Annotated in this window: 15 protein-coding genes; 9 read left to right on the forward strand and 6 right to left on the reverse strand. The window is 53.3% G+C overall.

What is annotated here, in order from left to right:
- Window positions 1-252: 252 nt before the first annotated feature.
- The gene (hpf, locus tag B3P58_RS20595) at window positions 253-612 is read right to left on the reverse strand and encodes a ribosome hibernation-promoting factor, HPF/YfiA family (RefSeq protein WP_260997260.1); all 360 of its coding nucleotides are present in this window, start codon (window positions 610-612) and stop codon (window positions 253-255) included.
- 207 nt (window positions 613-819) lie between these two features.
- Between hpf and B3P58_RS20600 the strand changes: the two genes are divergently transcribed.
- The 6 genes from B3P58_RS20600 (at window position 820) to trpC (ending at window position 6,289) form a co-directional block, all read left to right on the forward strand.
- Complete coding sequence (locus B3P58_RS20600; protein ID WP_145466366.1) at window positions 820-1,344, forward strand: opioid growth factor receptor-related protein; 525 nt, start codon at window positions 820-822, stop codon at window positions 1,342-1,344.
- 42 nt (window positions 1,345-1,386) lie between these two features.
- Window positions 1,387-2,058, forward strand: a complete 672-nt coding sequence (locus B3P58_RS20605) for an HAD family hydrolase (protein WP_145466365.1) — start codon at window positions 1,387-1,389, stop codon at window positions 2,056-2,058.
- 226 nt (window positions 2,059-2,284) lie between these two features.
- Window positions 2,285-3,769 carry an anthranilate synthase component I gene (gene trpE / locus B3P58_RS20610; RefSeq protein WP_286720360.1) on the forward strand — a complete coding sequence of 495 codons (1,485 nt, stop codon included), beginning with the start codon at window positions 2,285-2,287 and terminating at the stop codon, window positions 3,767-3,769.
- 49 nt (window positions 3,770-3,818) lie between these two features.
- Entirely contained in the window at window positions 3,819-4,406 is a 588-nt protein-coding gene (locus B3P58_RS20615; RefSeq protein WP_286720362.1) for an anthranilate synthase component II, read from the forward strand.
- Between the two features lie 32 nt (window positions 4,407-4,438).
- On the forward strand, window positions 4,439-5,485 hold the full coding sequence (gene trpD, locus B3P58_RS20620; RefSeq protein WP_286720365.1) for an anthranilate phosphoribosyltransferase: 1,047 nt from the start codon (window positions 4,439-4,441) through the stop codon (window positions 5,483-5,485).
- A gap of 3 nt (window positions 5,486-5,488) precedes the next feature.
- Window positions 5,489-6,289 (forward strand): indole-3-glycerol phosphate synthase TrpC, encoded by an 801-nt coding sequence (gene trpC, locus B3P58_RS20625; protein ID WP_286720368.1) that lies wholly within the window; start codon window positions 5,489-5,491, stop codon window positions 6,287-6,289.
- 80 nt (window positions 6,290-6,369) lie between these two features.
- Here trpC and B3P58_RS20630 read toward each other — a convergent pair whose 3' ends face one another.
- Both B3P58_RS20630 and crp read right to left on the reverse strand, forming a co-directional pair.
- The gene (locus tag B3P58_RS20630; protein WP_286720371.1) at window positions 6,370-7,917 is read right to left on the reverse strand and encodes a DUF3369 domain-containing protein; all 1,548 of its coding nucleotides are present in this window, start codon (window positions 7,915-7,917) and stop codon (window positions 6,370-6,372) included.
- A 92-nt stretch (window positions 7,918-8,009) separates the two neighbouring features.
- Window positions 8,010-8,648: a cAMP-activated global transcriptional regulator CRP gene (crp, locus tag B3P58_RS20635; RefSeq protein ID WP_145466359.1), complete on the reverse strand. Its 639-nt coding sequence runs from the start codon at window positions 8,646-8,648 to the stop codon at window positions 8,010-8,012.
- Window positions 8,649-8,832: 184 nt separating this feature from the next.
- Between crp and B3P58_RS20640 the strand changes: the two genes are divergently transcribed.
- From B3P58_RS20640 to B3P58_RS20650, 3 genes are read left to right on the forward strand one after another with little or no spacing between them, the layout of a single operon-like run.
- Window positions 8,833-9,255 (forward strand): OsmC family protein, encoded by a 423-nt coding sequence (locus tag B3P58_RS20640; RefSeq protein ID WP_145466358.1) that lies wholly within the window; start codon window positions 8,833-8,835, stop codon window positions 9,253-9,255.
- Window positions 9,256-9,293: 38 nt separating this feature from the next.
- Entirely contained in the window at window positions 9,294-10,085 is a 792-nt protein-coding gene (gene speD, locus B3P58_RS20645; protein ID WP_145466357.1) for an adenosylmethionine decarboxylase, read from the forward strand.
- A gap of 10 nt (window positions 10,086-10,095) precedes the next feature.
- A complete protein-coding gene (locus B3P58_RS20650) occupies window positions 10,096-11,262 on the forward strand; it encodes an MFS transporter (protein ID WP_286720380.1) in 1,167 nt (388 codons plus the stop codon).
- Between the two features lie 15 nt (window positions 11,263-11,277).
- Here B3P58_RS20650 and B3P58_RS20655 read toward each other — a convergent pair whose 3' ends face one another.
- The 3 genes from B3P58_RS20655 to B3P58_RS20665 all read right to left on the reverse strand — a co-directional run.
- Window positions 11,278-11,412, reverse strand: a complete 135-nt coding sequence (locus tag B3P58_RS20655; RefSeq protein ID WP_255448995.1) for a hypothetical protein — start codon at window positions 11,410-11,412, stop codon at window positions 11,278-11,280.
- Window positions 11,413-11,610: 198 nt separating this feature from the next.
- Window positions 11,611-13,689 carry a TonB-dependent receptor plug domain-containing protein gene (locus B3P58_RS20660; RefSeq protein WP_286720385.1) on the reverse strand — a complete coding sequence of 693 codons (2,079 nt, stop codon included), beginning with the start codon at window positions 13,687-13,689 and terminating at the stop codon, window positions 11,611-11,613.
- Window positions 13,690-13,726: 37 nt separating this feature from the next.
- Window positions 13,727-13,960, reverse strand: a 234-nt coding sequence (locus tag B3P58_RS20665) for a methyltransferase (protein ID WP_286720388.1), incomplete at its 5' end; no start/stop codon positions are given.

Genomic DNA, 13,960 nt, shown 5'->3' on the forward strand with positions numbered 1-13,960 from the left:
GGCGAATTGTTTTGCGTGCCGCATAATCATTGCAGTTGGCTGGAGGAAGCCGGACGCGCCGAAAAGAGAGGATCGTAAGGAGATCCCTCTCCTTACTGGGGGCCAGGGGCTTGCCCCGGAAAGGCGTTTAAGATTGAAACACAGTAGTCGATGAATGCTACGGTTTGGAGTGACACAATGTCACTCCAAACTGTGGGACAGTAGTGCCCGCCGGGCTCTTTTTTTATGCGTTGCTGTTGTTACTTTCAGCGTTTATTCCGCCGGCGCCATGGTGGTGACACGACGGTTTTTGTCACTGCGTTTATCGTGAATCTTTTTCACCTTACGCTGTGCTTTGTCGAACGCATCACTGACCGCAAGATACATATCTTCATGCTCAGGGTTATCGTGATGGTCGCGGGTAATGGCAACGGTCTGGCCGGGCAGGCCTACCTCCAGAGATACGTGGGCAAGCTTACCTTTGCTGCTGTGATTGTGGGGCATGGCGACAACTGCGCGGATGCCAATAATATCATCAAATGTGGAGGTCAATTTTCCGGCTTTTTCGCGGATGTGTTGTTCGATGGCGTCAGAATGACCGATGTCGCGGAAGCTGATTTCCAAACCTTTCATAGTCGCTCCTTTTGTTGATTGACTCAGGAACCCAGACGCTTTTCCGTCGGGAAGCTCCTTCAGGATGGTTAATTCAGACTACATCAGCGGCAGGTAACGTCAAACGATTTCGCACAAATTTCGTAACCTTATGGCAGGATCACGCCGGATCCTGACTTAGGGCTATACTGAGGTGTATCGCTATTGTTTTTCATAACAGGCAGGTGTATGCACCCCATTATTGCGTTCTACTCAGGCCAGGGAACAGACCATCGCGGACGCACGCTCAGTGGCATTCTGGCATTCTCCAATAATGAGCTGGAAAGCTGCCATGATTACATTCAATGGTTGTTTCCTCTGCGCGATCCCAGTCCCTACAACCCTGAAGCGCCTGTGGTGAATACGGCCGTTATCGAAGCCTTTCACTCTTCCCATGATCTGCAGAGCCGCCTGCACCAATCCTTATTACGGATGCTGCAATTTTATGGAATTGTTATGCGTGAAACGCCGCAGGGATTTGAATTACTGATTCCCGCCGATGTGGACAATTATCACTGGATGACACCCGATAATCACAATCACCGCCGCATCAGCCGCATGCTGGCATCCCTGAAAATACTGGGGCTGGACGCCCATGTGACAGCATTCTGGCAGGGGCTGCAGAAACTGGCGGTGGCGCATCCGCAGGCCATTTCCTCGGCGACCGTTACTCACTGGCGGTTGGCGGCTATGGGGCTGGACAGCCCCTTGTGATAGTCTGGGTAACTTGTTTTTACCGCTGAAACGGATGCACCAATGCAGGTCTATGATGTTCCTGTTGTCTTTTTCGATCTTGACGATTCCCTGATCAACAAGGATGCCAACAGTCTGTGGATTAAGTGGCGCTTCCGTCGTGAGCGTTGGGCTGTTGTTGAGGCGATGTTGGCGCTGGCTTCCCTTTATCGGGCTTACAAAAAAGGCCGGGTTACCCACTGGCGCCTGTCTAATTATTATCGCACCCGGACCCGTGGAATGAGCCTGGCAGAGTATCAGAGCCGGGTGGAGCGCTTTTTTAATGAGCGCGGCCAGCTGCATATCTATCCGCAGGCGGCATCACTGCTGTTTGCTTATCAGCAGCGGGGCGCTCAACTGGTGATGATTACCGGTTCTGATGATGTGATTGCCCGTGCTTATGGTCAGGCTCTGGGTTTTGCTCATGTGATCAGCAATCGTTTAAGTACCGACGGGCAACGCATTACCGGACTGGAACGGCCCATGTGCTATGGTCCGGGAAAAGTCGAACTGGCACGGCGTTTTCTTACGGAACGAGGCCTGAGTTTCACCGATGCTGCGTTTTATACCGACAGCCATTCCGATATGCCGCTGCTGGAAATGGTTGCGCAACCGGTGGTGCTGAATCCTAATCCTCAGTTACGTCTGGCCGCACAGCAGCGCGGCTGGCCCTGTCTGGACTGGCGGGCGGAATAGTCCGCCAGCGATGGGCATCTGCTTCTTGCTGCCCGTCCAGCATGCCGTTATAGTTCAGTCTTATCTCTTCCCTGATTATTCAACGGAGCCCCGCGGTGTTTTTTCAATATAACCGCCCCCTGCAACAGGGTCAGCATCTGACCTGTCGATGGTGTTAAGCGCAGCTGCCAACCTTTCCGGCCGCATGGCCATGTATTTTTGCGCTTATTAATCTTGAAGGTTCTTTATGACTCCGCACCAATTTGCTGCTCTGGCTGAGCAGGGTTTTAACCGTATCCCGGTATCGCGTCAGGTATTGGCTGACCTCGACACTCCTCTGAGTACTTATCTGAAACTGGCTGCTGCGCCTTATACCTATCTGCTGGAATCTGTACAGGGCGGTGAGAAATGGGGTCGCTATTCTATGATTGGCCTGCCTTGCCGTGATGTACTGATCGTGCGCGGACAGCAGGTTGTGCTGCAGCGTGATTGCGAGGTGATCGAAGAGCATGAAGTGGCTGATCCGCTGGAATATATCAGCCAGTTTCAGCAGCGTTTCCGGGTTCCTCAGATTGATGGCCTGCCTAAGTTTGATGGTGGTCTGGTTGGTTATTTCGGTTATGACACAGTGCGCTATATTGAACCGCGCCTGCAGAAATCCTGTCCTGCCGATGAGCTGAATACACCGGATATTCTGCTGATGATTTCCGAAGAAGTGGTGGTATTCGATAACCTCAGCGGTAAATTGCACCTTATTGTGATGGCTGATCCGGCGGAGACCGATGCTTTTGACAAAGCGGAAGCACGTCTGGATGAGTTGCGTCAGCAACTGCGTCAGCCGTACAGCGGCACGGTTGGCCGGCCACTGGAAAATACTGTTGAAGTAAAAGAAGAAGATTTCCGTTCATTATTCGGCGAACAGGCCTTTATGGATGCGGTTGAAAATATCCGCGAGTACATCCTGGCCGGCGACATTATGCAGTGCGTTATTTCTCAGCGTATGCAGGTGCCTTACAGTGGTGATCCTGTGAATATTTACCGTGCGCTGCGCACGCTGAATCCATCGCCTTATATGTATTGTATGAATCTGGGCGATTTTCATGTTGTGGGCTCGTCACCGGAAATTCTGGCGCGTCTCGAAGATGGTGAAGTAACGGTGCGTCCGATCGCCGGCACCCGTTACCGTGGCGAAACTGTTGAAGAAGATCAGGCACTGGAGCGGGAGTTATTATCCGATCCGAAAGAAATTGCCGAGCATTTAATGCTGATTGACCTGGGCCGTAACGATGTTGGCCGGGTTGCCAAAACCGGTGAAGTTAAGGTTACCGATCAGATGGTGGTCGAGCGTTATTCCCACGTGATGCATATTGTTTCCAACGTGACCGGCCAGGTAAAAGATGGCGTAACCGCTATGGATGTTCTGCGTGCGGTGCATCCTGCCGGAACACTGAGCGGCGCCCCAAAAATCCGGGCGATGGAAATTATTGACGAATACGAATCGACCAAACGCGGTGTCTATGGCGGAGCCGTGGGTTACTTAAGCTGGAATGGCAATATGGACACGGCAATTGCCATCCGTACTGCAGTGATTAAAGACGGCATGCTGAATATTCAGGCAGGTGCCGGGGTGGTAGCGGACTCTGTGCCGCGACTGGAATGGAAAGAAACCATGAATAAAGGCCGGGCAATGTTCCGTGCCGTTGCCATGGCAGAAGCCGGACTGGACCAGTAACCACAGCATCATTACGGCGCGTACAGAATGCGTCGCAGGAGTCACAGCAATGTTAGTCATGATTGATAATTACGATTCGTTTACCTACAACGTCGTACAGTATTTTGCCGAGCTCGGTGCCGATGTGCGCGTGTTCCGCAACGATGAAATTACCATTGAAGAAATTGAAGCATTAAAACCGGATCATCTGGTGATTTCTCCAGGGCCGTGTACACCAAACGAAGCCGGTATCTCCATGGAAGCTATCCGCTACTTCGCGGGTAAATTACCGATTCTGGGAATTTGTTTAGGTCATCAGAGTATTGGTCAGGTTTTCGGTGGCAATATCATCCGCGCCGGTCAGGTGATGCACGGAAAAATTTCTCAGATTCATCACGCTGACAGCGGCGTTTTCCGTGGCCTGAAAAATCCCTACAACGCCACCCGTTACCATTCACTGGTGATTGATAAGCACAACCTGCCTGAGTGTCTGGAAATTACCGCCTGGACAGAAAATCCGGACGGCAGCATGGAAGAAATTATGGGTGTGCGTCACCGCGAATTACCGATTGAAGGTGTGCAGTTCCATCCAGAATCTATTCTTACCGAGCACGGGCATGATCTGCTGAAAAATTTCCTGCAGATGACCCTGAACTGACAACGGCAAGCGCCACTGACTGGAGATAAATAATGGATATCCGTACCGCCCTGGCCCGTGTTGTTGAACGTCAGGATTTAACCACCGGTGAGATGACCGATGTTATGCGCCAGATTATGACCGGCCAGTGTGATGAAGCACAGATTGGTGGTTTTCTGGTTGCTTTACGCATGAAGAGCGAAAGCATTGATGAAATTGTCGGTGCAGTTACCGTGATGCGTGAGCTGGCCAGCGGTGTGAAAATCAACGCCAGGCACGCGGTCGATATTGTCGGCACCGGTGGTGATGGCGCTAACTTATTTAACGTTTCAACTGCCTCGTCTTTTATTGTCGCGGCGGCAGGCGGTACCGTTGCCAAACATGGTAATCGTGGCGTGTCGTCCAAATCCGGCAGCGCTGATTTACTGGAAGCCGCCGGCGTTAATCTTAATTTGACCGCGGCGCAGGTTGCGCGCTGTATTGATGAGCTGGGGGTGGGCTTTATGTTTGCTCCATCTCATCACAGCGCGATGAAACATGCGATCGGGCCGCGTAAATCATTGGGAATGCGCACCATCTTTAATATCCTCGGACCAATGACCAATCCGGCTGGTGTTACCAATCAGGTTATTGGCGTGTTTTCCAAAGCACTGGTGCGCCCGGTGACGGAAGTGTTGCAGCGTATGAACGGTGGTCATGTGTTGGTGGTGCATTCCAAAGACGGGCTGGATGAAATCAGTCTGGCGACGGAAACCTATGCCTGTGAATTAAAAAATGGTGAATTGCGTGAATTCGTTATTCGCCCCGAAGATTTAGGGATTGAGCCTCAGGTATTGTCCGGACTGGATGTCGACAGTCCGGCAGCGAGTCTGGCTTTAATTAAAGATGCTCTCGGTAAGCGGGAAACTGCGACCGGTAATAAAGCGGCGGATATTCTGGCATTAAATGCCGGCGCTGCAATTTATGTCGCAGGTCTGTCGCAAAGTATGAAAGACGGTGTGGCGATGGCTCAGGATGCTATTTACACCGGCCTGGCGCTGGAAAAATTGAATGAACTGGTCAGCTTCTCCAAGTATCTGGCCGAAGATGAAGCGAAATAAATCATGAATACTCCAACCATTCTGAAAAAAATTCTGGCAACCAAGGCAGAAGAGGTCCGTAGCCGCAGTAAAATATTGCCGTTGAATGAGCTGAAAGCTCAGGCACAGGATATGGATGCTGCTGAGTTGCGCGGATTTTATCGCGCCATGCAGGCCAAGGTAGATGCGGGCTTACCTGCGGTTATTGCCGAAATTAAAAAAGCCTCACCGTCTAAAGGCGTGTTGCGGGAGAATTTTATTCCGCAGGCTATTGCTGAGTCCTATGAGCGGGCCGGAGCGGCTTGTTTATCGGTACTGACCGATCGTGATTATTTTCAGGGTCATGAAGATTTTCTTAAAGCGGCCCGCAGTGCCTGTTCTTTACCGGTTATCCGTAAAGATTTTCTGGTCGATCCTTATCAGATTTATGAAGCGCGCAGCATTAATGCTGACTGCGTACTGCTGATCGTATCAGCGCTGAGCAAGATGCAGTTACAGGATCTGGAAGGCATTGCCCATGAGCTGGGTATGGATGTGCTGGTTGAAGTGCATGATGAAGAAGAACTGCAGACGGCTCTGACCATGCAGACTCCGCTGCTGGGTATTAATAACCGTAATCTGCATACTTTTGAGCTGACGCTTGAGACAACATTCGGCCTGCTGGAGCGGGTGCCTGCAGGTAAATTACTAGTAACCGAAAGCGGCATTCTGACGCCAGATGATGTGGCGCTGATGCGTGCGCGTAATGTGAACGCATTTCTGGTTGGCGAAGCCTTTATGCGCGCTGATGAGCCGGGTGAGGCACTGCAGGCTTTGTTTTTCTGATAAATCCGCAGAGGCTGTAATACCGTCAGACATAAAAAAACCGGCAGTTGCCGGTTTTTTTATGTTACTTACCGCAGGAATTAATCCGGATGGTTAGCGCGAATTTCCAGAACTTCATCAAGATTTGCCAGCAGCAGCTCAACCAGTTTCGGGTCAAACTGATGCCCTGATTCTTTTGTTATAAGATCGATAATATCTTTATCGTCCCAGGGCTCTTTGTAGCAGCGTTTGCTGCCAAGGGCGTCAAATACGTCGGCCAGCGCGGTAATGCGTCCGGCAATATGAATCTGCTCGCCTTTTAAACCGCGCGGGTAGCCGGTACCGTCCCAGCGCTCATGATGCTGACCAGCAATAATAGCGGCCAGCTGCAGAATGCGGCGGTCAGACTTACTCAGAATATCGGCGCCGATCTGGGCATGGGTCTGCATGGTGTTCCATTCCGCGGCATCGTGTTTTCCGGGTTTATTCAGAATACTGTCGGGGATGGCAATTTTGCCGACATCGTGCAGTGGTGCCGCCATCTTGATCAGTTCTGCTTCCTGCTCCGGCAGGCCATAAGCCACAGCCAGCAAGCGTGAAATCTGAGCAACGCGTTTAACGTGGGCGCCGGTTTCTTTTGAACGTTTCTCAACCGCCTCACCCAGCATGTATACCAGCTCGCGCTGGGTTTCGATGATTTCGTCGCGCATTAACAGGTTTTCGTAAGTGATGGCGACATTGGTGGCGTAAATTTCCAGCAACTGCTTATCCAGTTCTGAAGGTTCGCGGTGGTAAGTCACGTACAGCAGGCTTTCGCTGCCACGTTCGGAAGCAAAATAGCCAATATAGTAGTTTTCGTAATACTGGCTTTCACGGCTGTTCATGGCTTTTTCAAAGCCTTCGCGCACATGCTCGGGAATGCTGTCGAAGGATTCCAGATCGGTCAGCTTCTGCATCTCTCCGGTGGCGGCGAGTACGCGGAAGCGGCGGACACCGAGCAGCTGATCCTGATGGTTGCTGCTGGAGCAGTACAGGGCGCTTTGTTCCAGACCAAGCAGGTTGGTGACCTGGGATAAAACCGCCGAAGCAAACTGGCTGATAGCGCCGGTGCTGAATACCTGAGCTGAGGCTTTGATAACCCGCTCCAGACCGCGGCGGTGTTCATTCAGTGTGCAGATATCGCGATAGCTGCGCAGGGTGGCGTACATCAGGGTATTGAGCTTGGTGGTGGTCAGCTCGGTTTTGTCTTTGTAGTCGTTGATGTCGTAGGTGCGGATAACTTCGTGTTCCGGAGCCTGACCCGGTTGCCCGGTACGCAGCACAATACGGGTGTAGCGGTTACGCAATTCTTCGCGGATGTAGCGGGCAACGTTAAGACCGGCGTGGTCTTCTTCCATCACCACATCAAGCAGAACCATGGCGATATCATCGTGTTCGGCCATGATCTGGCGGGTTTCTTCGCCGCTGTAGGCGCTGAGCAGTTCTACCCGGCGGCCATCAAACTGAAAGCCGGACAGAACCATGCGGGTAATACGGTGAACGTCCGGTTCATCATCGGCCACCAGTACGCGCCAGGTTTGTTCCGGAGTGCTGACGCTGCTGTCCTCGCTGAAGAGGTCGTCGTCGGCAAAAAGGGAATCGTCGGCCATAACCGGCTCCGTAACATGAGTATTCAACTGAGTTTAGAACAGGGTGGCAGGATTCGCTGCTGTGGGTAGTTTTTTCTTTATCCGCTGGTCAATCAGCGGGTGCCGAACACCACCATGGTTTTACCTTTAACGGAAACCAGTCCCTGCTCTTCAAGATCTTTAAGAACCCGGCCAACCATTTCACGCGAGCAGCCAACAATGCGGCCGATTTCCTGACGGGTGATTTTAATCTGCATGCCATCCGGATGAGTCATGGCGTCCGGTTGTTTGCACAGATCGAGTAATGTGCCTGCTACCCGGCCGGTAACGTCGAGGAAGGCCAGATCGCCGGCTTTGCGCGTTGTGCGGCTGAGGCGATTGGCCATCTGGCGGAAAATATGGAACATCAGCTGTGGGTCTTGTTTGACCAGTTCCTGGAATTTGGCGTAACTGATCTCAGCGACCTCACACTCGGTCTTGGCTTTTACCCAGGCGGTGCGGGGTGGTTGCTGATCGTCAAACAGGCCCATCTCGCCAAAAAAGTCGCCTTCGTTCAGGTAAGCCATGATCATTTCGCGACCGTCACTATCTTCAATAATGACGGTGACAGAGCCTTTCATCAGGTAAAACAGGGTGTCGCTCTCTTCACCGGCATAAATCAGTGTCGAGCGGGCAGGGTAACGCCTCTTGTGGCAATGCGACAGGAAGTCGAAAAGATGTTGGTGTTTCGATGGCGCGTGGGGAAGGCTCATGCTCGGGCATCCGATTCCGTGTAATCGACCTCCGATTATCACTCATTAGCCGTCGAAGGTGAACTGTTATGCCGCGACGGCCTCTTTGGCTGTCTATCGGGCTTTTTTGACCTCTTACGATTTATCCCCGCCCCCCGGGTATGGTAATCTCCGCGTTTTTTCCAGTCAGACCTCAGAGGCCAGAATGAAAGCAACGGTTAAATGGGTTGATAATGCCATGTTTCTTGGTGAATCCGGCAGCGGTCACGCCGTTGTTATGGATGGCCCTGCAGATCACGGTGGTCGCAATATGGGTATCCGCCCGATGGAAATGCTGCTGCTGGGGCTGGGTGGTTGTACCAGCTTTGATGTGATGAGCATTCTGACCAAACAGCGTCTGGCGGTCAGTGACTGCGTTGCTGAAATTGAAGCCGAACGTGCTGATGCCGTGCCCAGTGTATTTACCAAAATTCACGTGCACTTCAAGGTGACCGGCCGCGCTCTTAAAGAGTCGGCAGTTGAGCGGGCAGTGAAGCTGTCAGCAGAAAAGTATTGCTCGGCTTCCATTATGCTGGAGCAGGGTGGTGTTGAAATCACTCACAGTTTCGCTGTGATTGAATCTGAGTAAAACCAAATCCGTTCGTGCGGTTGTGTGAGGATGAACTATTGAACAATAAATTGCGGTTGCATGGTTTCAACAATCTGACCAAATCCCTGAGCTTTAATATTTACGATATCTGTTACACCAAAACAGAAAAAGAGCGTCAGGAATATATTGAGTACATCGATGAGTTGTACAGTGCAGATCGTCTGACAAAAATTCTGACAGACGTAGTTGATATCATCGGCGCGAATATCCTTAACATTGCGCGTCAGGATTATGACCCGCAGGGTGCCAGTGTAACCATTCTGGTGGCTGAGCATGAAGTGCCGCCCAGCGAAGACCTGATGCAGGAAAAACCGGGTCCGCTGCGTGATACCGTCGTTGCGCATCTGGATAAAAGCCACGTAACTGTACACACTTATCCGGAAAGCCATCCGCATGGTGGTATCTCTACCTTCCGGGCCGATATCGACGTCTCTACCTGTGGCCTGATTTCACCGCTGAAAGCGCTGAATTATCTGATTCACAGCTTTGATTCTGACATCGTTACCGTCGATTACCGTGTGCGTGGCTTTACCCGTGACGTTGATGGTGTGAAGCACTATATTGACCACAACATTAACTCTATCCAGAAGTATCTGACTGAAGATACCCGCAACGCCTATCAGATGATTGACGTGAACGTGTATCAGGAAAATACCTTCCACACCAAAATGCTGCTGAAGGATTTTGAACTGGATAATTATCTGTTTGGCGAAGGTGTAAAAACCATGGACGCCGACGAGCGCGCTGAGGTGGAAGCCAAGTTGCGCAAAGAAATGCTGGAAATTTTCTACTCCCGCAATATGCCTTAAGGAGACTGCTGTGCCGGCTTTAATCTGGGGATTGATGCTGGCACAGGCGCTGGCACTGAGTGCCGCCCCGCTGATGGTCTTTGCCGGTGGCATCATCGGCAGCCAGTTACAACCCGATCCGCGTTTTTCCACACTGCCAGTCGCCGCCATGATTATTGGTACGGCTCTGGCCGTACTGCCCGCGTCACAACTGGCTGGCCGCTTTGGCCGCCGCCCTCTGTTTTTAACTGCGATGTTGTTTGGTGCTGTAGCGGCTGTTGCTGCGGCCTGGGCGGTGCATGCTCAGTCGTTCTGGGCATTTACCTTCAGTGCTCTCAGCTTCGGGGCGGTTGGCGCTGTCGTACAGCAATTCCGTTTTGTGGCTATGGCAGCAGTACCTGCGGCACAGACACCGCTGGTCGCTGCGCGCCTGCTGCTGGCGGGTATTGCTTCTGCCTTTCTCGGCCCTGAGCTTACCCGGCTGGCAACGTGGTTACCTGAGTGGGGCTTTGCGGCGTCCTTCTCCGGTCTGGCAGTCTTTTTTGTACTGGCCGGTGTGGTGCTCTGGTGGTTTATGCCGCGTCAGCAGGCAGAAAGCAGTCAGCAGCACGATGATGCCCGTCCTCTGCAGGAGCTGCTGCAGCAGCCACTGCTATGGCTGGCGATGTTGTCGGCGGCCTGCGCTTACGGCGTTATGGCCTACATTATGACGGCAACGCCGCTGAGCATGACGCAGGGAATGGGCTATGCCCTGAGCGATGCCAAGTGGGTCATTCAGAGCCATATTGCGGCCATGTTTCTGCCGTCGCTGATCTCTGGCCATCTGATCCGCTGGGCGGGTCACTGGTGGATGATTATGACCGGTCTGTTGGTGATGGTGGTGTGCCTGCTTATCGCCTGGTTTGATCAGACTCTGCTGCACTACTGGCTGGGGCTGGTGTTGCTGGGGCTGGGCTGGAACCTGCTGTTTGTTGCCGGCACCTCATTGCTGAGCCAGTGTTACCGGCCCGCCGAGGCAACCCGCGTGCAGGGCATTAATGATCTGGCGGTGTTTGGTGCTCAGGCGGTGGGGGCTCTGGCGTCGGGAGCGGTGGTACTGCTGATCGGCTGGCAGGGACTGTTGCTGACCACGGTGCCGGCATTGTTGCTGTTACTGGTGGTGCTGTTGCGGATGCCGCGGACGTCCTTGTCCGCATAACCAGGGGTTGTCTGGTCAGTGTTTGCGCTGATGGCGTTCTGCCGGATCGATGGCTATTTCCTGTGGAACAGGTGAGCGTCCAATCCGCTGCAGGCAGGCGTACAGGCAACCGGCAAGCAGTAAGCCGGCGAGCAGGCTGTATGTGATCATGGCGGTGTCCTCGCTGGTGTGACGGGTGAGTTGGCTTGTCAGGTCGTCTCTGAAACAACGAATAAAGCCTAGCTCCCCTGCTGGTTTGCTGACCGCCGGATGTTTGCCGTGTGGCCGTCTGTTGCCAGTTTTTTTCTCTAATTCTCTGTTTTAAAACGGAAAACTTTTTTGTAACCGGTTGGGGCCTGGGTGTTCAGGTCAGAATTGTCCCTGAATGGTCAGGTACCACAAAGGTTTCAGATTCTGATACTGGCGGATGCCATCCTGACGGACAAAAGGGCTGGCGCCCGGAGTAAGGTTCAGGGTTGCAAGTCCGCGCCAGCGGCGATTCCATTGATACTCGGTATACAGATCGAGATTTTGCGCGTCGCTGGTGTCCTGGGTGATGTAGCCATCGGCGCTGAGTGGGGCTGGCAGGGTTTGTTCGCTGCCACCCTGTACGCGCCAGCAGATACCGTGCCGCCATGTGTCATTAACGCGTTGTTGCAGGCCGATGCGGGCCATGTAATCCGGCTGGTTGGAGAGGCGGTGGCGGTGGGGCAGTTCGGTGGTGGCCTGTACGTCAGAGCGGTATACGCCGCCGCCCAGTTCCAGACTGAAGCGATGATCGTTGAGTGGAAATTCCATATCCAGCTCTGCACCTCTTAATACGGCATTGCCGCTGCTGTTTTTAGGTCTCAGTACATAAATGTCTGTAATGCCGTCGCTGTCTTTTTCCTGACTGCTGGTCTGTAGGATGGCCTGATTGATGATGCGCTGGAAAGCGCGCAGGTAAAGTCCACTGTGACGGTCGGCATGACTGCTGCTGTTGGCGCGGAAATTGTGCTCGTAGCCGATATCAATATTGCTTACCAGTTCAGCCTCCAGTTCACCGTTGCCTCGCCAGATGGTGTTGCCCTGGCGGAACTCATGGGGAATGCGGTCCGTAATCTCCGGCTCGCGCGTGTTCTGGCTCATGCTCAGACGCAGGCGGCGTTTACTGTCGAGGTGATGCAGCAGGTGAAAGCTGGGTAACCAGTGAGTATCGGTTGAGATGCCGGAATCGCCTTCGGCGCTGAAGGAATCCTGGCTGAGTTCATAGGTGCTCATATGAACTCCGGCCTCAAACAGTGTATTGGGGGTCAGCTGCCAGCGGTCGAGAGCAAAGGCACTGAGGCGGTTTTCTTTGTAATCGTAGTTGTAGGGCAGGCCGCTGCGGTCGCTGTTGCTGGTCAGGATGGCATTACTGAGGCTGCCGCTTACGCGCTTCATCTGCTGCATGCTGAGGCCGATGCTCCAGCGGTGTTCGTTACGGGTCTCGTTCAGCTGCCAGCCGAACTGGTAACGGCTGTCATCAATCTGATTGGTCTGAGCGATGCTGGTCGGGTTGTTCTGGCTCAGGCGGGTATCCTGATCAAACTGTTCGGCAACAAAAAAAGCATCAAGCGACAGGTGTTGCCAGTTGAGGCGCATGTTGCCGCCTAAACGTTGTGTAACACGCTCGCTGTCGCGTTCCGTTCTGGTGTCCGTCAGTTGTGGCGTTTGCTGACTGCTTGGGCTGTTCAGCGGGTGCAATCCGCGCAGCTGGTCGTCGTTGTCGGCCTGCAGGTACAGGGCATAGAGGTGTAATGGATGGCGGTCATTGAATAACGTGTCGAAGCTGAGCAGCAGACTGCGGCTCAGCTCACGGTTGTGCTCGCGCCAGTCGTCGTTGCCTGCCGGTGTGCGGCTGAAGCCTTCACTGTCCTGACGGGCGAGGCGGCGTTCGGCGCTGAGGTGCAGTGGCGAGTCGCCACCAATCAATTGTGCTGAGGCGGCCAGCTGGGCATTTAATGCTGCGCCACCGCCACTGACCTGTATCCGGTTATCGCTATAAGCATCGTGCAGCACGACATTGATGGTTCCGGCAGCACCTCCGCCGGCGTCGAGGTCGGCGCGGGAATTGCGGTCAATTTCAATGTGGTGCACCAGACTGGCCGGGATCTGACGGGTGTTAAGACTGCTGTTGCCGGCCCCACCGAGCAGTGGATGGCCGTTGATCAGCAGGGCCAGATACTGCGAAGACAATCCGTGCAGCTGAATTTCCAGCTCGCCATCCGGCTGCCAGCCGAGGCTGACACCGGGCAGACGCTGCAGCAGGTCGAACAGGGTTTGCGGTGCGTAGTAGCGGAAATCCTCAGCCAGATAGATTTCCTGCGGATAGGCAACGGTATTGAGTGGCTGTGGCAGCGCACGGGTATGATGGGTGACCAATAGGGCGGCAACCAGCAACACAGGCTTTAAATGCCAAGTGGTCATGCCACCTTCCCGCATGCTGCTATCTCCCTGAATGAGTTCAACCGTTCTGTACGCAGAGCAGTTTAAAGCCTTTATCCTGCACCATAATTTCAACCTGACGGAATTGCTCGGCCGCCCAGTCTTCGTATGGCAGGTGGCGGTTGGCAACAATCCACATCTGGCCATCCCGGGTCAGATGCTGGCGGGCTTCACTGAACAAGCGGCGGGCAAATTCGTAGTCGGTTTCTTTGCCGAGATGAAATGGTGGGTTACTGAACAGGTAATCGAACTT

It is taken from the genome of Thalassolituus sp. UBA2009 (genome assembly GCF_002335285.1).
GTDB classification, from domain to species: Bacteria; Pseudomonadota; Gammaproteobacteria; order Pseudomonadales; family Oceanobacteraceae; genus Venatoribacter; species Venatoribacter alkanivorans.